Origin of the sequence: Citrobacter youngae, assembly GCF_003818115.1 — a bacterium.
In the GTDB taxonomy this organism is placed as follows: domain Bacteria; phylum Pseudomonadota; class Gammaproteobacteria; order Enterobacterales; family Enterobacteriaceae; genus Citrobacter; species Citrobacter youngae.
This window is the reverse complement of the sequence record NZ_RPOI01000004.1, coordinates 178745-198140: the sequence shown is the minus strand read 5'-3', so window position 1 is coordinate 198140 and position 19396 is coordinate 178745. Positions and strand designations below refer to the sequence as shown.

Sequence of the window (19396 nt, the reverse complement as noted above, 5' to 3'; positions counted from 1 at the left end):
TATGCTCACCCGCCTGCGCGAAATAGTCGAAAAGGTGGCCAGTGCCCCACGTCTCAATGAGGCGTTGAATATTCTGGTTACTGACATCTGTCTTGCGATGGATACAGAGGTCTGCTCGGTCTACCTGGCCGATCACGACCGACGCTGTTATTACCTGATGGCGACCCGAGGACTTAAAAAACCACGCGGTCGCACTGTTGCACTGGCGTTTGATGAAGGGATCGTTGGCCTGGTTGGCAGGCTGGCGGAACCTATCAACCTTGCCGATGCGCAAAAACACCCCAGCTTTAAATATATTCCTTCGGTGAAAGAAGAACGCTTTCGTGCGTTCTTAGGCGTACCGATCATCCAGCGACGCCAGTTATTAGGCGTCCTGGTGGTACAGCAACGTGAGTTGCGCCAGTACGACGAAAGCGAAGAATCTTTTCTGGTCACGCTTGCCACACAAATGGCCGCTATTCTGTCTCAGTCGCAGTTAACCGCGCTATTTGGGCAATACCGGCAAACGCGTATCCGCGCATTGCCTGCCGCCCCCGGCGTGGCGATCGCTGAAGGCTGGCAGGATGCCACGTTACCGCTGATGGAACAGGTGTATCAGGCTTCAACGTTGGATCCAGTGCTTGAGCGTGAACGTCTGACTGGCGCACTGGAAGAAGCCGCAAATGAATTTCGCCGCTACAGTAAGCGTTTTGCTGCCGGGGCACAGAAAGAGACGGCGGCAATTTTTGATCTCTATTCGCACCTGCTCTCCGATACCCGTCTGCGCCGCGAGTTGTTCGCGGAAGTGGATAACGGCTCGGTGGCCGAGTGGGCGGTTAAAACGATCATCGAGAAGTTTGCCGAACAGTTTGCCGCGCTAAGCGATAACTATCTCAAAGAACGCGCCGGGGATTTGCGCGCGTTGGGGCAGCGTCTGCTGTTCCATCTTGACGACTCTGTTCAGGGGCCGAATGCCTGGCCGGAACGTTTCGTGCTGGTGGCGGATGAGCTGTCTGCCACTACGCTGGCGGAACTTCCCCAGGACCGGTTGGTAGGGGTTGTCGTCAGGGATGGTGCCGCCAACTCTCACGCGGCGATTATGGTTCGTGCGCTGGGTATCCCTACCGTTATGGGGGCCGATATCCAGCCGTCTGTGTTGCACCGCCGCACGTTGGTGGTGGATGGCTATCGTGGCGAACTGTTGGTTGATCCGGAGCCGGTATTAATCCAGGAATATCAGCGTCTCATTAGTGAAGAGATCGAACTGAGCCGCCTGGCGGAAGACGACGTCAACCAGCCAGCACAGTTGAAAAGCGGCGAGCGCGTGAAGGTGATGCTCAATGCGGGTCTCAGCCCGGAACATGAAGAAAAGCTGGGTAGCAGGATCGACGGTATTGGCCTGTATCGCACCGAAATCCCGTTCATGCTGCAAAGCGGTTTTCCTTCGGAAGAAGAACAGGTTGCGCAGTATCAGGGTATGCTGCAGATGTTTAACGATAAGCCCGTAACTCTGCGTACGCTGGATGTCGGTGCCGATAAACAACTGCCCTACATGCCCATCAGTGAAGAGAACCCGTGCCTTGGCTGGCGAGGGATCCGCATAACGCTCGATCAGCCAGAGATCTTTTTGATCCAGGTTCGCGCCATGCTGCGTGCCAACGCGGCAACCGGCAACCTCAGCATTTTGCTACCGATGGTAACCAGCATTGATGAAGTGGACGAAGCGCGACGTTTGATTGAACGTGCCGGACGCGAAGTGGAAGAGATGATCGGCTACGAGATCCCGAAACCGCGCATTGGCATCATGCTGGAAGTTCCGTCGATGGTGTTTATGCTGCCGCATTTAGCAAACAGGATCGATTTTATCTCAGTTGGGACCAACGATTTGACCCAGTATATTTTGGCTGTCGATCGGAACAACACACGCGTTGCCAGTATTTATGACAGCCTGCATCCGGGGATGTTACGTGCGCTGGCAATGATTGCGCAGGAGGCGGAGAAAAGCGGCATCGATTTGCGATTGTGTGGTGAAATGGCGGGTGACCCGATGTGTGTCACCATCCTTATTGGGCTTGGTTTCCGTCATTTATCGATGAACGGGCGTTCTGTAGCACGTGTGAAATACCTGCTGCGTCATATCGATTTTGATGAGGCGCAAACGCTGGCGCAGCGCAGCCTGGAAGCGCAGATGGCGGCAGAGGTACGCCATCAGGTGGCGGCCTTTATGGAGCGCCGTGGCATGGGAGGATTGATTCGCGGAGGATTGTAGGCCTGATAAGCGTAGCGCCATCAGGCAATACGGGGGGTAAAGATTACCTATACAGATCTTTTACATCTTCCCGGCATCCGCTGCGATCCCCTTGTGCTATCATTCGCACCTTTGGAGCGCCTGCATTATGCAGGCGCGCTTATCAATTGCTGTCTGACTTCAGCGAAATAACAAGAACTTGTGGTGACAGATGACCAGTAGCTATCTGCATTTTCCGGATTTCGATCCGGTCATTTTCTCAATTGGACCCGTCGCGCTTCACTGGTACGGCATGATGTATCTGGTGGGGTTTATTTTCGCGATGTGGCTGGCGACGCGCCGGGCTAATCGCCCGGGCAGTGGCTGGACCAAAAACGAAGTAGAAAACTTACTTTATGCAGGCTTCCTCGGGGTCTTCCTCGGCGGGCGTATTGGCTACGTGCTGTTCTATAACTTCCCGCTGTTCCTTGATAACCCGCTGTATCTGTTCCGCGTCTGGGATGGGGGCATGTCCTTCCATGGCGGGCTTATCGGGGTGATTCTGGTGATGATTATCTTCGCCAAACGCACCAAGCGTACATTCTTCCAGGTCTCTGATTTTATTGCTCCACTGATTCCGTTTGGTTTGGGCGCAGGCCGCCTGGGTAACTTTATCAACGGTGAACTGTGGGGACGCGTTGACCCTAACTTTAAGTACGCCATGCTGTTCCCTGGCTCCCGCACTGAAGATATTTTATTGCTGCAAACCAATCCGCAGTGGCAGTCTATTTTTGACACATACGGCTCTTTGCCTCGCCATGCCTCACAGCTTTATGAGATGGCGCTGGAAGGGGTTGTGCTGTTTATCATTCTTAACCTGTTTATTCGCAAACCTCGTCCGATGGGCTCGGTTTCCGGTCTGTTCCTGATTGGCTATGGCGCGTTTCGTATTATCGTCGAATTCTTCCGCCAGCCGGATGCGCAGTTTACCGGCACATGGGTCCAGTACATCAGCATGGGGCAGATCCTGTCTATCCCGATGATTGTCGCAGGTATTATTATGATGGTTTGGGCGTACCGTCGCAGCCCGCAGCAACACGTTTCCTGAGGAACCATGAAACAGTATTTAGAACTGATGCAAAAAGTGCTGGATGAAGGCACACAGAAAAACGACCGCACCGGAACCGGAACGCTTTCCATTTTTGGTCATCAGATGCGTTTTAATCTGCAGGAAGGGTTCCCGCTGGTTACGACTAAACGCTGCCATTTACGCTCGATCATCCATGAGCTGTTGTGGTTTTTGCAGGGCGACACCAACGTTGCCTACCTGCATGAAAACAACGTCTCAATCTGGGATGAATGGGCTGATGAGAACGGTAATTTAGGTCCGGTGTACGGTAAACAGTGGCGTGCATGGCCAACACCGGATGGCCGCCATATCGACCAGATCACGACGGTGCTGAACCAGTTGAAAAACGACCCGGATTCCCGTCGTATTATCGTTTCCGCGTGGAACGTAGGCGAACTGGATAAAATGGCGCTGGCGCCGTGCCACGCGTTCTTCCAGTTCTACGTGGCGGATGGCAAACTCTCTTGCCAACTGTATCAGCGTTCATGCGATGTGTTCCTCGGTCTGCCGTTTAACATTGCCAGCTACGCCTTGCTGGTTCACATGATGGCGCAGCAGTGCGATCTTGAAGTCGGTGATTTTGTCTGGACAGGCGGTGACACGCACCTGTACAGCAACCATATGGATCAAACACATCTGCAGCTTAGCCGCGAGCCACGTGCGCTGCCGAAGTTGGTTATCAAGCGTAAACCAGATTCAATTTTCGACTATCGTTTCGACGACTTCGAAATTGAGGGTTACGATCCGCACCCAGGCATTAAAGCACCGGTCGCTATCTGATCGAGGCTAATCCTGTCACAACCGGCGCCTTATGCGTCGGTTTTTTTTTGCCTTACATTCTATTCTGCGGCGTTGATTCCTGAAATTTTGCAACGTGATGTAATGCGATAAATATTCTCCGTAGCTTGCCGAAGAAGCTGAATTTCCCCCTCGTTATTAATTTCTCTCACGCCATACTGGCGACATGAAAAAACAACAAGGCTACACGCTTCTCGAAACCCTGATTGCAATGCTGATTATCGCGGCGCTTGGCGCATCAGGGTTGTACGGTTGGCAGCGCTGGCAACAACAGCAGCGGTTATGGCAAACAGCCAGCCAGGTGCGGGATTACCTGCTGCAATTGCGCGAAGATGCTAACTGGCGTAATCGTGATCACGTCATCAACGTGCTCCGCGATGGAGGAACATGGTGTCTGGCAAGCTCAGCGACGTCACAAACTTCGTGTCAGCCGGTTTCACCGTTGATTTTTACGCCACTCTGGGCTGATGTCGAGATGGCAGAGATAACACCGTCACTGGCTTTTTTTGGCTTACGTAATACCGCATGGGCCGGGCATATCTACCTGAAGAATGCTGCAGGTGAATGGCGTGTGGTGGTGTCTGGTTGGGGACGAATCAGACTTTGCGAACGCGGTGAGGCGGATCAATGTCGGTAAGTGAACGTGGCTTTTCACTGCTTGAGGTGCTTATCGCTATGGTGATAAGCAGCATTTTACTCCTCAGCGCTGCGCGATTTTTACCTGCGCTGCAGCGAGAAATTTTGCAGAACACTCGTCAGCTAGTGCTTGAAGATGAGCTCTGGCAGCGGATCTATACCGTGGCGAAGCATCTCCAGCGGGCTGGTTATTGTCGGGGAAACTGTATCGGAGAAGGGCTGATGATATCAGCCGCGGGAGACTGTGTGATTGTACGCTGGGATGCCAATAGCAACGGTGTTTGGGACGATATTCCGACAAAGGAGGCCGATGCCGTTGGGTTTCGTGTTCAAGATAAGGTGCTGGAAACCTTGCGTGGCGCAACAACCTGCGTGGGAAAAGGTTGGGATAAAATGACCGATCCGGATTCTATTCAGATTGAGGTATTTCAGGTGGAGCGCCTGAATATCAGCGGATTTGCGCCAGTGCTTTCGTTGCACCTGCGCGGGAGAAGCAACGCCGAACCTCAAAAGGTCATTGAGGTATTCTATGACGTCACAGGATTCAACCTGTGAACCGTGAGCGAGGTGTTTCATCGCTTGCAATGGTGCTTTTACTCCTGGTACTTGGCAGTCTGTTGCTGCAAGGCGTAAGCCGACAGGAGGCGAGTTTTGCGTCGCGGGTGGCAACGGAAAGCCAGTCGCTACAACATCAGGCAGTGGTGCAATCCGCCATGGAATGGGCACGTATGCAGCCCTGGAGTTTGCAGATGGCAACGCAGTGTCGACGCTATTCCACACAGGGTGCGACAGTCTGCCTGCGTGTGCTCGACGACGATCTTGTGCTGCTTATTGCGCAATATGAAGGTATATCGCTATGGCGTCAGGGGATGATTATCGAGGGTACTATCGAATTCTCAGCGCATGGCTGGAGCGATTTCTGCCCGTTAAAGGTGCTGGCGTTATGTCTGATACCCTGAACAGACAGCGTGGTTTTAGCCTGCCGGAAGTGATGCTGGCAATGGTGCTGATGATTATGATCGTGACCGCGCTTTCCGGATATCAGCGGGCGCTGATGAAGAGCTTTTTAGTCAGAAGCCAGTATCAACAATTGTGGCATCACGCCTGGCAGCAAACGCAGTTGCATATGTATTCACCACCTTTAAACTGGCAAATTAACCGAATGCAGACAACGATAGCGGGATGTGTCAGCATCAATGTTAAAATTACTTCCCCTCTGAGCAGGCAGGGTCAGATGACACGACTGCACTGCCCAAATCGTCAGTAGTCAGGAGTTGCTATGTTAAGGGTCTACCACTCCAATCGTCTGGATGTGCTGGAAGCGTTGATGGAATATATCGTTGAGCGCGAGCGGCTGGACGACCCCTTTGAACCCGAGATGATCCTGGTTCAAAGCACCGGTATGGCGCAGTGGTTGCAAATGACTCTGGCACAGAAGTTTGGTATTGCCGCTAACATTGATTTCCCGCTGCCAGCGAGTTTTATCTGGGATATGTTTGTGCGTGTATTGCCGGATATCCCAAAAGAGAGCGCATTTAGCAAACAGAGCATGAGCTGGAAGCTGATGACGCTGCTACCTCAATTGCTGGATAACGACGATTTCGCACTGCTACGCCACTATCTCACCGACGACACAGACAAACGTAAGCTGTTTCAGCTTTCATCACGCGCTGCGGATCTGTTCGACCAGTATTTAGTCTACCGTCCTGAATGGCTGACGCAGTGGGAGGTGGGGCTGCAGGTGGAAGGACTAGGAGATGCTCAGGCCTGGCAAGCGCCATTGTGGAAAGCACTGGTGGAATACACGGCTGAACTGGGACAGCCAGGCTGGCATCGTGCCAATTTATATCAGCGGTTTATTCAGACCCTGGAGAATACGTCTGACTGCCCACAAGGCTTGCCCTCGCGCGTCTTTATTTGTGGTATCTCCGCGCTACCGCCCGTGTATCTGCAGGCATTACAAGCGCTGGGTAAGCACATTGATATTCATCTGCTTTTTACCAATCCCTGTCGTTACTACTGGGGGGATATTAAAGACCCCGCTTATCTGGCTAAACTGTTGGCGCGTCAGCGTAGGCATAGCTTTGAAGAACGACATTTACCGCTGTTTCGCGATAGTCAGAATGCTGAAGGACTGTTTAACAGCGATGGTGAGCAGGATGTGGGGAATCCGATGTTGGCCTCATGGGGAAAACTAGGACGTGACTACATATATCTGCTTTCGGAATTGGAAAACAGCCAGGAGCTGGATGCGTTTGTCGACATTACTCCTGACAATCTTTTGCATAATATTCAAGCGGATATTCTGGAACTCGAAAACCATGCGGTGGCGGGAGTCAGCCTGGAGGAGTATTCGCGTAGCGACAATAAACGGTTGCTTGAGCCGAATGATACTAGTGTGACGTTTCATGTCTGTCATAGCCCACAACGCGAAGTGGAAATACTCCACGACCGGTTGCTGGCAATGCTGGAAGCGGACCCAACACTGACGCCGCGCGACATCATCGTGATGGTGGCGGATATCGACAGCTACAGTCCATTTATTCAGGCTGTCTTTGGCAGTGCACCGGCCGATCGTTACCTGCCGTATGCTATTTCCGATCGCCGGGCGCGTCAGTCTCATCCCGTCTTACAGGCGTTTATTAGCCTGCTTTCGCTACCGGACAGCCGTTTTGTCTCAGAGGATGTCCTGGCATTACTGGATGTGCCTGTGCTGGCTGCGCGTTTCAACATCAATGAAGAAGGGTTGCGCTATCTTCGTTTGTGGGTCAATGAATCTGGAATTCGCTGGGGCATTGACGACGACAACGTGCGCGAACTCGCGCTTCCTCCAACTGGCCAGCATACCTGGCAATTTGGTTTAACACGTATGCTGCTGGGCTATGCGATGGAAAGCGCACAGGGGGAGTGGCAGTCGGTATTGCCCTATGATGAGTCCAGTGGTTTGATTGCCGAGTTAGTCGGGCATTTGGCCTCGTTGCTGATGCAGCTAAACATCTGGCGCAGAGGGTTAGCACAGGAACGCCCGCTGGAAGAGTGGTTACCCGTTTGCCGGGACATGCTTAATGATTTCTTCCTGCCGGACGCGGACACCGAAGCGGCGATGACGCTGATTGAACAGCAGTGGCAGGCCATTATCACTGAAGGTTTGGGGGCCGAGTATGGCGAGGCCATACCGCTGTCTCTGTTACGTGACGAACTGGCGCAGCGTCTTGACCAGGAGCGCATCAGCCAGCGTTTCCTGGCAGGGCCTGTCAATATCTGTACGCTGATGCCGATGCGCTCTATCCCTTTCAAAGTGGTGTGCCTGTTGGGCATGAACGATGGCGTTTATCCGCGCCAGCTTGCGCCGCTGGGATTTGATCTGATGAGCCAAAAACCGAGGCGTGGTGACCGAAGCCGCCGTGATGATGACCGCTATCTGTTCCTCGAAGCCCTGATTTCGGCGCAACAAACGCTCTATATCAGCTATATCGGCCGCTCAATCCAGGATAACAGTGAACGCTTCCCGTCGGTGCTGGTGCAGGAACTTATGGATTACATTGGGCAAAGCCACTATTTGCCGGGCGATGAATTACTCACTAGCGATCAAAGTGAAGCGAAAGTAAAAGTGCACATTACCCGTTTACATACCCGTATGCCCTTTGATGCACAAAACTATCTGCCAGGTGAGCAGCAAAGCTATGCCCGGGAGTGGTTGCCAGCGGCAAGCCTGTCAGGCAAAGCGCACACGGATTTTGTCCAGCCGCTCCCCTTTACAATGCCTGAAACCCTGACGCTGGAAACGCTGCAACGCTTTTGGGCTCATCCGGTGCGGGCGTTTTTCCAGATGCGCCTGAGGGTAAATTTCCGCTCTGAAGAGAGCGAAATCCCGGAAACAGAACCCTTTATCCTCGAAGGGCTCAGCCGCTATCAGCTTAATCAGCAGTTGCTTAATACCCTGGTTGAAGAGAACGACGCTGAACGATTGTTTCGCCGTTTTCGTGCGGCGGGTGCGCTTCCCTATGGGCCATTTGGTGAAATTCTGTGGGATACGCAGCGTCAGGAGATGCAGACGCTGGCTGAACGCATTATCGCCTGTCGTCAGCCTTGTCAGAGCATGGAAATCGATCTTACCTGTAACGGCGTGCAAATCACCGGTTGGTTGCCGCAGGTACAAGAGGACGGTTTGTTGCGCTGGCGCCCATCTTTGATCAGCATTGCGCAGGGTGTGCAACTTTGGCTGGAACATCTTGTCTATTGTGCGAGTGGCGGTACGGGAGAAAGCCGGTTGTTCTTACGCAAAGACGGCGAGTGGCGTTTCCCTCCACTGGAGGCCGAACAGGCGTTACAGTATCTGTCGCAACTTATTGAGGGATATCGGGAAGGCATGTCATCGCCGCTACTGGTATTACCGGAAAGTGGTGGGGCGTGGATAAAAACCTGTTATGACGCCGTAAATGATGCCATGTTAGATGACGATGATACGTTGCAAAAAGCGCGCAGTAAGTTTCTGCAGGCCTATGAAGGCAACATGATGGTACGCGGTGAAGGTGATGACATCTGGTATCAACGTCTGTGGCGTCAACTGGATGCTGATACGCTGGAGACCATTGTTTTACAGTCTCAGCGTTACCTGTTACCGATTTTTCGATTTAATCAGTCGTGATGATTGTATAAAAATTGCGCAATTTGATGGCTTCCACTATGATGCGCTTTCTGTCACGGACTGATTCTTACAAAGAGAAGAGGCTGACGCGTTCAGCACAGAGTCTTGCCCTGTTCAGAACACGCTTAATGCGTTGTTTGCAGTGAACAGGTGAATACGTTAATGATGAGGTTTGTGAATGCCCCGCAGCACCTGGTTTAGCGCATTACTGTTGTTCGTCGCCCTTTGGGTTCCCGTAAGTCAGGCTGATACCGGTTGGCAGCCTTTAGCTGAAACCATCCGTAAAAGCGATAAAGACACCCGTCAGTATCAGGCCGTGCGCCTTGATAACGGTATGGTCGTATTGCTGGTATCCGATCCGCAGGCCGTGAAATCCCTTTCTGCACTGGTGGTCCCCGTGGGTTCGCTGGAAGATCCGGACGATCATCAGGGGCTGGCGCATTATCTCGAACACATGTGTCTGATGGGGTCGAAAAAATACCCGCAGCCGGACAGCCTGTCTGAATTTCTGAAAATGCACGGCGGCAGCCATAATGCCAGCACCGCGCCTTATCGTACGGCTTTCTATCTTGAGGTTGAAAACGACGCGCTGGTGGGGGCTGTAGATCGCCTGGCAGACGCTATTGCCGATCCGTTACTGGATAAAAAATATGCCGATCGCGAGCGTAACGCGGTTAACTCCGAGCTGACGCTGGCGCGTACCCGAGACGGGATGCGTATGGCGCAGGTGAGTGCGGAGACTATTAACCCGGCGCACCCTGGTTCGCGCTTCTCCGGCGGAAATCTGGAAACATTAAGCGATAAACCGGGTAATCCGGTGGTACAGGCGTTACACAAATTTCATGAAAAGTACTACTCCGCGAACCTGATGAAGGCGGTGATTTATAGCAATAAACCATTGCCAGAGCTGGCGCGGATAGCGGCTGACACCTTTGGTCGCGTGCCAAACAGAAATATCGAAAAACCGGAAATAACCGTCCCGGTTGTCACCGACGCGCAAAAGGGCGTCATCATCCACTATGTTCCGGCAATGCCGCGTAAAGTGCTGCGCGTCGAGTTTCGTATTGATAACAATAGCGCGCAGTTCCGCAGTAAAACCGATGAGCTGGTGACCTACCTGATTGGCAATCGTAGTCCGGGCACATTGTCTGACTGGTTGCAAAAGCAGGGGCTGGTTGAAGGTATTCGTGCGGACTCCGATCCGGTGGTCAATGGGAATAGCGGCGTATTAGCCATTTCCGCGACGTTAACCGACAAAGGGCTGGCGAATCGCGATGAAGTTGTTGCTGCAATCTTTAGCTATCTCAACCTGTTACGTGAAAAAGGTATCGATAAACGCTATTTTGACGAACTGGCGCACGTGCTGGATCTCGATTTTCGTTATCCCTCTATCACCCGTGATATGGACTACGTTGAATGGCTGGCGGATACCATGATCCGCGTTCCCGTCGAGCATACTCTGGATGCGGTGAATATTGCCGACCAGTACGATGCCAAAGCCGTTGAGCAACGTCTGGCAATGATGACGCCGCAGAATGCGCGTATCTGGTATATCAGCGCGAAAGAGCCGCATAATAAAACTGCTTACTTTGTCGATGCGCCTTATCAGGTAGATAAAATCAGCGACAAAACCTTTGCCGACTGGCAGCAAAAAGCGCAGGGCATTGCGTTGTCATTACCGGAGTTGAACCCCTACATTCCTGATGATTTCACGCTGATTAAGGCGGATAAAAAATACGCTCACCCGGAACTGATCGTTGATGAGCCGGATTTACGCGTGGTGTATGCGCCGAGCCAGTATTTTGCCAGCGAGCCAAAGGTTGATGTCAGCGTGATACTGCGTAACCCGAAAGCGATGGACAGCGCCCGCAATCAGGTCTTATTCGCCCTGAACGATTATCTGGCGGGTATTGCACTCGACCAGTTAAGTAACCAGGCCACAGTGGGAGGTATTGGTTTTTCTACTAACGCGAATAACGGCCTGATGCTTAACGCCAACGGCTATACTCAGCGTTTGCCGCAGCTTTTCCAGGCGCTGCTGAGCGGTTATTTCAGTTACACCTCAACAGATGAACAGCTGGAACAGGCGAAATCCTGGTACGCCCAGATGATGGACTCGGCGGAGAAAGGCAAAGCCTACGATCAGGCGATCATGCCGGTTCAGATGCTGTCTCAGGTACCGTACTTCTCACGCGATGAGCGCCGTAAGCTGCTGCCTTCCATCACCCTGAAAGAGGTAATGGCCTATCGCGACGCCTTGAAAACCGGGGCGCGTCCCGAATTCCTGGTGGTCGGTAATATGAGCGAAGCTCAGGCGAAAACCATGGCGCGGGATATCCAGAAGCAGCTTGGTGCGAACGGCTCACAGTGGTGCCGAAACAAAGATGTTGTGGTAGACAAGAAGCAGTCTGTCATCTTTGAAAAAGCGGGCAGTAGTACGGATTCCGCGCTGGCGGCGGTATTTGTGCCAACTGGATACGATGAGTACACCAGTTCAGCCTATAGCGCCATGTTAGGGCAGATTGTTCAACCGTGGTTCTACAATCAACTGCGTACTGAAGAGCAATTAGGTTATGCCGTCTTTGCTTTCCCAATGAGCGTTGGCCGCCAGTGGGGAATGGGCTTCCTGTTGCAAAGCAGCGACAAGCAACCGTCCTATCTCTGGGAACGCTATAAGGCATTTTTCCCCACGGCGGAAGCGAAGCTGCGGGCGATGAAACCTGAAGAGTTCGCACAAATTCAGCAGGCGATTATTGCGCAAATGCTCCAGGCCCCGCAAACGCTTGGGGCAGAAGCCTCGCAGTTAAGCAAAGATTTTGATCGCGGCAATATGCGCTTCGATTCACGTGATAAAATAGTGGCTCAGATTAAACTGCTGACGCCGCAAAAGCTTGCCGACTTCTTCCATCAGGCGGTGGTTGAGCCGCAAGGCATGGCGATACTGTCACAGGTTTCCGGCAGTCAGAACGGGAAAGCAGAATATGTGCACCCGGAAGGCTGGAAAGTGTGGCAGACCGTCAGCGCGTTGCAGCAAACCTTACCCCTGATGAGTGATAAGAATGAATGATGCCGCTGAGTCCCTTGATCCACTCCGCTTGCCCCTGACGGGCGAGCGCCTGATTGAAGCCTCTGCGGGCACCGGTAAAACCTTTACCATCGCCGCCCTGTATTTACGTTTACTGCTTGGACTGGGCGGCTCTGCCGCCTTTCCTCGTCCGCTGACCGTCGAAGAACTGTTAGTGGTCACCTTCACCGAGGCGGCTACTGAAGAGCTGCGCGGTCGAATTCGTAGCAACATCCATGAACTGCGTATTGCCTGCCTGCGTGAAACCACCGATAACCCGCTATACGCCCGTCTGTTAGATGAAATCGCCGATAAAAAACAGGCCGCCCAGTGGCTGCTATTGGCAGAAAGACAGATGGATGAAGCGGCGGTGTTTACCATTCACGGCTTTTGCCAGCGTATGCTCAGCCTCAACGCTTTTGAGTCAGGCATGCTGTTTGAGCAACAACTGATCGAAGATGAATCGCTGCTGCGCTATCAGGCCTGTGCGGACTTCTGGCGTCGACACTGCTATCCGCTGCCCCGTGACATTGCGCAGGTGATTTTTGAAACGTGGAAAGGACCGCAGGCGCTGCTGAGAGATATCGATCGCTATCTGCAAGGGGAAGCACCGGTTATCAAGGCTCCACCGCCCGATGACGAAACACTGGCAACCCGGCACGAACAAATCCTCGCGCGCATTAATCAAATTAAGCAGCAATGGCGCGATGCCGTTGATGAGCTGGATGGCCTGCTGGAAGCCTCCGGGATCGACCGGCGTAAATTTAATCGCGGTAACCAGGGTAAGTGGATCGAAAAGATCAGCGCGTGGGCGCAGGAAGAAACCCAAAGCTATCAGTTGCCTGATGCGCTGGAGAAATTCTCCCAGCGCTTTTTAGAAGAGCGAACCAAAGCGGGCGGCGTAACGCCTCAGCACCCGCTTTTCGTCGCTATTGATCAACTGCTTGGCCAACCGCTGACAATCCGCGATCTGGTGATCACCCGGGCACTGGCGGAGATCCGCACGGCGGTTGCCGAGGAGAAACGCCGCCGCGGCGAGCTGGGTTTTGACGATATGCTCAGCCGTCTGGATGCGGCGTTGCGCAGTGAAAGCGGTGATGCACTGGCGACGGCTATTCGTACCCGTTTTCCGGTCGCGATGATTGATGAGTTCCAGGATACCGACCCGCAGCAATACCGTATTTTCCGCCGTATCTGGCAGCATCAGCCGGATACCACACTTCTGCTGATTGGCGATCCGAAACAGGCGATTTACGCGTTTCGCGGCGCGGATATCTTTACCTATATGAAGGCGCGCAGCGAAGTCAGCGCGCACTATACGCTCGATACTAACTGGCGTTCGGCTCCTGGCATGGTCAATAGCGTGAATACGATTTTCAGCCAGATGAACGACGCCTTTATGTTCCGCGACATCCCCTTCAGCCCGGTAAAATCCGCAGAGAAAAACCAGTCGCTTCAGTTTGTTTTACACGGTGAAACGCAGCCAGCCATGAGTATGTGGCTGATGGAAGGGGAAAGCTGTGGCGTCGGCGACTATCAGAACTACATGGCGCAGGTGTGCGCCACGCAAATTCGCGACTGGCTTAAGGCCGGGTATTCTGGCGCTGCGCAACTGGTCAGCGGTAAAACGTCCAGGCCGGTACGCGCCTCGGACATCAGCGTACTGGTTCGTAGCCGTCAGGAGGCGGCGCTGGTCCGCGATGCGCTGACGCAACTGGCCATTCCCTCTGTTTATCTCTCCAACCGTGACAGCGTGTTTGAAACGCTGGAAGCGCAGGAACTGCTGTGGGTGCTGCAAGCGGTGATGACGCCGGAGCGTGAGAACACGCTGCGTAGCGCGCTGGCAACCTCAATGATGGGGCTGAATGCGCAGGATCTCGAAGCGTTAAATAACGACGAAAATGCCTGGGATGCGGTAGTCGAGGAGTTCGATGGCTATCGTCAGATCTGGCATAAACGCGGCGTGATGCCGATGCTGCGCGCGCTGATGTCAGCCCGCCATATTGCGGAAAACCTGCTGGCGACGGCGGGAGGCGAACGCCGCCTGACCGATATTTTACATATCAGCGAACTGCTCCAGGAAGCCGGATCGCAACTGGAAAGCGAGCATGCGCTGGTGCGCTGGCTATCTCAGCATATTCTTGAACCCGACAGCAATGCGTCCAGTCAGCAGCTCAGGCTCGAAAGCGACAAGCATTTGGTTAAAATCGTCACCATCCATAAATCGAAAGGGCTGGAATATCCGCTGGTCTGGCTGCCGTTTATCACTAATTTCCGCGTCCAGGATCAGGCTTTCTACCACGATCGCAGCTCCTTTGAAGCGGTGCTGGATCTCAGCGATGCCGCGGAGAGCGTTGAGCTGGCCGAAGCGGAACGTCTGGCAGAAGACTTGCGCTTGCTCTATGTTGCGCTCACCCGTTCGGTATGGCACTGCAGCCTTGGCGTGGCGCCGTTGGTACGCCGTCGGGGCGATAAGAAAGGGGATACCGATGTGCATCAGAGCGCCCTTGGCCGCCTGCTGCAAAAAGGCGAGCCGATGGATGCCGCGGGTCTGCGTGGCGCTATTGAGGCGCTGTGCGGTGAGGATATCGCCTGCCTGACGCCAGCTAAGCCTGACGGCGAACCCTGGCAGGTTGCGCAGGCTGTTAGCAGCGAACTGAGTGCAAAAATTCTGCAGCGTACGCCTGGTGACAGCTGGCGCGTGACCAGCTATTCCGGTCTGCAACAGCGTGGGCATGGTATTGCGCAGGATCTGATCCCGCGACTGGATATCGATGCCGCAGGCGTCGGTGAGGTTATTGAAGAGTCAGGACTCACGCCGCATCAGTTTCCGCGCGGCGCTTCGCCGGGTACATTTTTGCATAGCCTGTTTGAAGATCTCGACTTCACCCAACCGGTAGAGCCGCATTGGGTCGAAGAAAAACTGGCGTTGGGCGGTTATGATGCACACTGGACGCCGGTTTTGACCGCATGGTTGGACGCCATTTTGCAGGCGCCTCTCAACGAGACCGGCGTGAGTTTGAGTCAGCTTTCCGCGCGTGAAAAACAGGTGGAGATGGAGTTTTATCTGCCAATTTCGCAGCCGCTGATAGCCAGCCAGCTTGATGCGTTGATCCGCCAGTACGATCCGCTCTCGGCAGGGTGCCCTGCGCTGGATTTTATGCAGGTGCGCGGCATGCTGAAAGGGTTTATTGACCTGGTATTCCGCCACCAGGGACGTTATTACCTGCTCGATTACAAATCGAACTGGCTGGGCGAAGACAGCTCAGCCTATACCCAGCAGGCAATGGCCGCTGCCATGCAGGCGCATCGCTATGACCTGCAGTATCAACTTTATACCCTGGCGCTGCATCGCTACTTACGCCATCGCATTGCTGATTACGATTATGAACGCCATTTTGGCGGCGTTATTTATCTCTTCCTGCGTGGCGTTGACCGTGAAAATCCGCAGCAGGGAATTTACGCTACCCGACCCGATGGGGAATTGATCTCGTTGATGGACGAGTTGTTTGCAGGTGCGGCTCTGGAGGAGATGCCATGACAATCCAGAAACGATTGCTGGAGGCCGTTGAGCAAAAGCAGCTCCGCCCTCTGGATGCCCAGTTCGCGCTGGCGGTTGCCGGAAATGATAACCCTGCCGTTGCGCTGGCGGCGGCTCTGCTTAGCCGTGAGGCGGGCGAGGGGCACGTTTGCTTACCGCTTTCCCGGTTGTCTTTACGCGAAGATGCCCATCCGCTGTTGAGCGCCTGGCTGTGTGAGGTCGGTGAACCGGAAGATTGGTCGGAATGCCTGCTGGCCTCCGGGGCGGTAAGCCGTGGCGAGCAGCCCACACCGCTGGTGCTGTACGGCGATCGTTTGTATCTGAACCGCATGTGGCATAACGAACGCGCGGTGGCGCGCTTTTTCGGTGAAGTTAACCACGCCATTGAGGTGGATGAACAACGGCTGACCCACACGCTGGCGGCGCTGTTTCCGCCCGTTGAAGGCGTTAACTGGCAAAAAGTGGCCGCAGCCGTAGCGCTGACCCGCCGTATATCGGTGATCTCCGGCGGGCCGGGGACCGGAAAAACGACAACGGTGGCGAGGCTTCTGGCGGCGTTGATTCAGATGGCGGACGGTGAACGCTGTCGTATTCGTCTGGCGGCGCCAACGGGAAAAGCGGCAGCCCGTCTGACCGCCTCGCTGGGCGCGGCGCTGCGAGAACTGCCGCTGACCGATGAGCAAAAGAAGCGCATTCCCGATGATGCCAGTACATTGCACCGATTATTGGGCGCTCAACCTGGAAGCCAACGCCTGCGGCATCATGCAGGAAACCCACTGCATCTGGACGTGCTGGTGGTGGATGAAGCCTCGATGATCGATTTGCCGATGATGTCGCGCCTTATCGATGCGCTGCCGACACACGGGCGGGTGATTTTTCTGGGCGATCGCGACCAGCTTGCTTCCGTTGAAGCGGGGGCGGTGCTGGGGGATATCTGTGCTTTCGTCGGTGATGGCTTTACCCCGGAACGTGCCCGCCAGCTTAGTCGCCTGACCGAAAGCGCTATTCCGGCAGGTTCGGGAACTCAGGCGGCTGCATTGCGTGACAGTTTGTGTCTGTTGCAAAAGAGCTACCGTTTCGGCAGCGATTCCGGAATCGGTCAGTTGGCTGCGGCGATTAATCGTGGCGACAAAGCCGCGATAAAAACGGTCTTCCTGCAGGGATTTAGCGACATCGAAAAACGCGCTCTGCACAGCGGCGAAGATTACGCCGCGATGCTGGAGGAAGCGCTGGCGGGTTATGGACACTATCTCGATTTACTGCGCGAGCGCGCCGAGCCGGATGTTATCATTCAGGCCTTCAATGAGTATCAGCTATTGTGCGCCCTGCGAGAAGGTCCGTTTGGCGTGGGTGGCTTGAATGAACGCATTGAGCAGGTGATGGCGCAAAAGCGCAAAATTCACCGTTCGACGCATAGCCGCTGGTATGAGGGAAGGCCGGTGATGATCGCGCGCAATGACAGTTCGTTGGGATTATTTAACGGTGATATTGGTATTGCCCTCGATCGTGGGCAGAGCCTGAGAGTGTGGTTTGCGCTGCCGGACGGTTCTATCAAATCGGTCCAGCCCAGTCGCTTGCCTGAACATGAAACGACCTGGGCAATGACCGTCCATAAATCGCAGGGGTCTGAGTTTGACCACGCGGCGTTAATTTTACCCAACCAGCACTCACCCGTGGTGACCCGTGAGCTGGTCTATACCGCCGTCACCCGCGCACGCCGTCGTTTGTCGCTGTATGCCGATGAACGGATATTGAGTAGCGCCATTGCTACCCGCACCGAACGCCGCAGCGGACTGTCGGCGTTGTTTAATCAATAACATTTGTTGGCCGGATAAGGCATTTATGCCGCATCCGGCAACGACCACTACCCCAAATCCGCCATCAGCACTTTTGACCGTCGCTGATAGTTGTACATCTCTTTTTTGCTTTCCGGCAGCAGGTCGATATCCACCGGCGTGAAGCCACGCTCCTGGAACCAGTGAATGCTGCGCGTGGTCAGCACGAACAGCTTGCTAAGCCCCATTTGCCGGGCTTGCACGGCGATCCGCTCCAGCAAAACTTCGCCGCGCGAAGAGCTTCGATAGTCAGGGTGTACCGCCACGCAGGCCATTTCGCCAATTCTTTCTTCCGGGAAGGGGTACAGGGCGGCACAGGCGATGGTCAGGTTATCGCGCTGAATAATGGTGAACTTGTCGATCTCCATTTCCAGCTGCTCGCGGGAGCGACGAACCAGAATACCTTGCTGCTCCAGCGGGCGGATCAGCTCCAGAATCCCGCCGATATCATTGATGGTGGCGCGACGGATCTGCTCGGCACTCTCCATCACGATTTGCGTCCCTATCCCATCGCGTGAGAACAGTTCCTGCAACAGCGCACCGTCTTCCTGATAGCTAATCAGATGGCAGCGACGTACCCCACTGCGACAGGCTTTGACCGCACCACGCAGGAAGCGCACGGTGCCAGAGCTGTAATCGCCGATCTCTTCCTGTGCTTCAACGCGTGCCTGGGCCTCGTTGGGGAACAGTTCGGAAATAATATCGCCATCATCGTTGGTGACACCCTGAGACGAGCAAAAACCGATCATCTTTTCTGCTTTCAGTTTGATCGCCAGCTGCGTGGCGACCTCTTCTGACGTCAGATTAAAGCTCTCACCAGTGACGGAAACGGCGACCGGGCCCATCAACACAATCGCGCCGCTATCTAACTGGCGGTGAATGGCATCTTCATCGATGCGACGAATACGCCCGCTATGGCAGTAATCTACGCCGTCATCAACGCCCAGCGGCTGGGAGATAATAAAATTACCGCTGACCACATTGATGTGTGCACCCTGCAATGGCGTATTATTCAGGCTCATCGACAGGCGGGCGGTAATATCAAGCTGAAGTAGCCCTGCAGCCTGTTTGACCAGCTCCAGCGTTTTCGCATCGGTGACGCGCGTGTTTTTGTGGTACACCGGCTCATGATGATGCGCCGCAAGATTGGCATCAATCTGCGGTCGTGCGCCATAGACCACGACCAGGCGGATGCCGAGGCTATGAAGAAGACCAATGTCATTGACGATACTGGAAAAGTTTTCATGCTCGATGGCTTCGCCGCCCAGCATAATGACAAACGTTTTTCCCCGATGGGTATTGATATAGGGAACAGAATGGCGGAATCCCTGTACCAGTTCGGTTCTACGCTCCTTCACCACGGCACACCCTCATTGCATTATTATTCGTAATTTGTGTATTTTTATTCTGTTTTGGTTCTGTGCGCAAGCGTAATTTTTACCCATACCGAAGATTTTTATCAGTAATACTGTGAATATAAAAAGAATGTTTACCCTTTTATAGATGACAGATTATGCGTCATTCGCTAAAGTTTCCGGT

Annotated in this window: 12 protein-coding genes; 11 read left to right on the top strand and 1 reads right to left on the bottom strand. The window is 54.0% G+C overall.

Annotated features, from left to right (window positions below):
- Nucleotide 1 precedes the first annotated feature (1 nt).
- The 11 genes from ptsP to recD all read left to right on the top strand — a co-directional run bounded on the left by ptsP (nt 2) and on the right by recD (nt 17839).
- Nucleotides 2–2248: a phosphoenolpyruvate--protein phosphotransferase gene (ptsP, locus tag EHN13_RS03225; protein ID WP_124020876.1), complete on the top strand. Its 2247-nt coding sequence runs from the start codon at nt 2–4 to the stop codon at nt 2246–2248.
- A 190-nt stretch (nt 2249–2438) separates the two neighbouring features.
- The gene (gene lgt / locus EHN13_RS03220; RefSeq protein WP_048213109.1) at nt 2439–3314 is read left to right on the top strand and encodes a prolipoprotein diacylglyceryl transferase; all 876 of its coding nucleotides are present in this window, start codon (nt 2439–2441) and stop codon (nt 3312–3314) included.
- 6 nt (nt 3315–3320) lie between these two features.
- Complete coding sequence (gene thyA / locus EHN13_RS03215; protein WP_005123418.1) at nt 3321–4115, top strand: thymidylate synthase; 795 nt, start codon at nt 3321–3323, stop codon at nt 4113–4115.
- A gap of 184 nt (nt 4116–4299) precedes the next feature.
- On the top strand, nt 4300–4770 hold the full coding sequence (locus EHN13_RS03210) for a prepilin peptidase-dependent protein (RefSeq protein WP_124020875.1): 471 nt from the start codon (nt 4300–4302) through the stop codon (nt 4768–4770).
- A complete protein-coding gene (locus EHN13_RS03205) occupies nt 4761–5324 on the top strand; it encodes a prepilin peptidase-dependent protein (protein ID WP_101741608.1) in 564 nt (187 codons plus the stop codon). The genes EHN13_RS03210 and EHN13_RS03205 overlap by 10 nt, the downstream gene beginning before the upstream one ends.
- On the top strand, nt 5321–5728 hold the full coding sequence (locus tag EHN13_RS03200; RefSeq protein WP_048213106.1) for a DUF2509 family protein: 408 nt from the start codon (nt 5321–5323) through the stop codon (nt 5726–5728). Before EHN13_RS03205 ends, EHN13_RS03200 begins: the two co-directional genes overlap by 4 nt.
- Nucleotides 5713–6036 (top strand): prepilin-type N-terminal cleavage/methylation domain-containing protein, encoded by a 324-nt coding sequence (locus EHN13_RS03195; RefSeq protein WP_101741609.1) that lies wholly within the window; start codon nt 5713–5715, stop codon nt 6034–6036. The genes EHN13_RS03200 and EHN13_RS03195 overlap by 16 nt, the downstream gene beginning before the upstream one ends.
- 12 nt (nt 6037–6048) lie before the next feature.
- A complete protein-coding gene (recC, locus tag EHN13_RS03190; RefSeq protein WP_124020874.1) occupies nt 6049–9417 on the top strand; it encodes an exodeoxyribonuclease V subunit gamma in 3369 nt (1122 codons plus the stop codon).
- A gap of 178 nt (nt 9418–9595) precedes the next feature.
- A complete protein-coding gene (gene ptrA / locus EHN13_RS03185; protein WP_124020873.1) occupies nt 9596–12484 on the top strand; it encodes a pitrilysin in 2889 nt (962 codons plus the stop codon).
- A complete protein-coding gene (recB, locus tag EHN13_RS03180) occupies nt 12477–16022 on the top strand; it encodes an exodeoxyribonuclease V subunit beta (protein WP_124020872.1) in 3546 nt (1181 codons plus the stop codon). Before ptrA ends, recB begins: the two co-directional genes overlap by 8 nt.
- Complete coding sequence (gene recD / locus EHN13_RS03175; RefSeq protein ID WP_124020871.1) at nt 16019–17839, top strand: exodeoxyribonuclease V subunit alpha; 1821 nt, start codon at nt 16019–16021, stop codon at nt 17837–17839. The genes recB and recD overlap by 4 nt, the downstream gene beginning before the upstream one ends.
- A 47-nt stretch (nt 17840–17886) precedes the next feature.
- Here recD and argA read toward each other — a convergent pair whose 3' ends face one another.
- Entirely contained in the window at nt 17887–19218 is a 1332-nt protein-coding gene (argA, locus tag EHN13_RS03170; protein WP_124020870.1) for an amino-acid N-acetyltransferase, read from the bottom strand.
- Nucleotides 19219–19396: the final 178 nt, after the last annotated feature.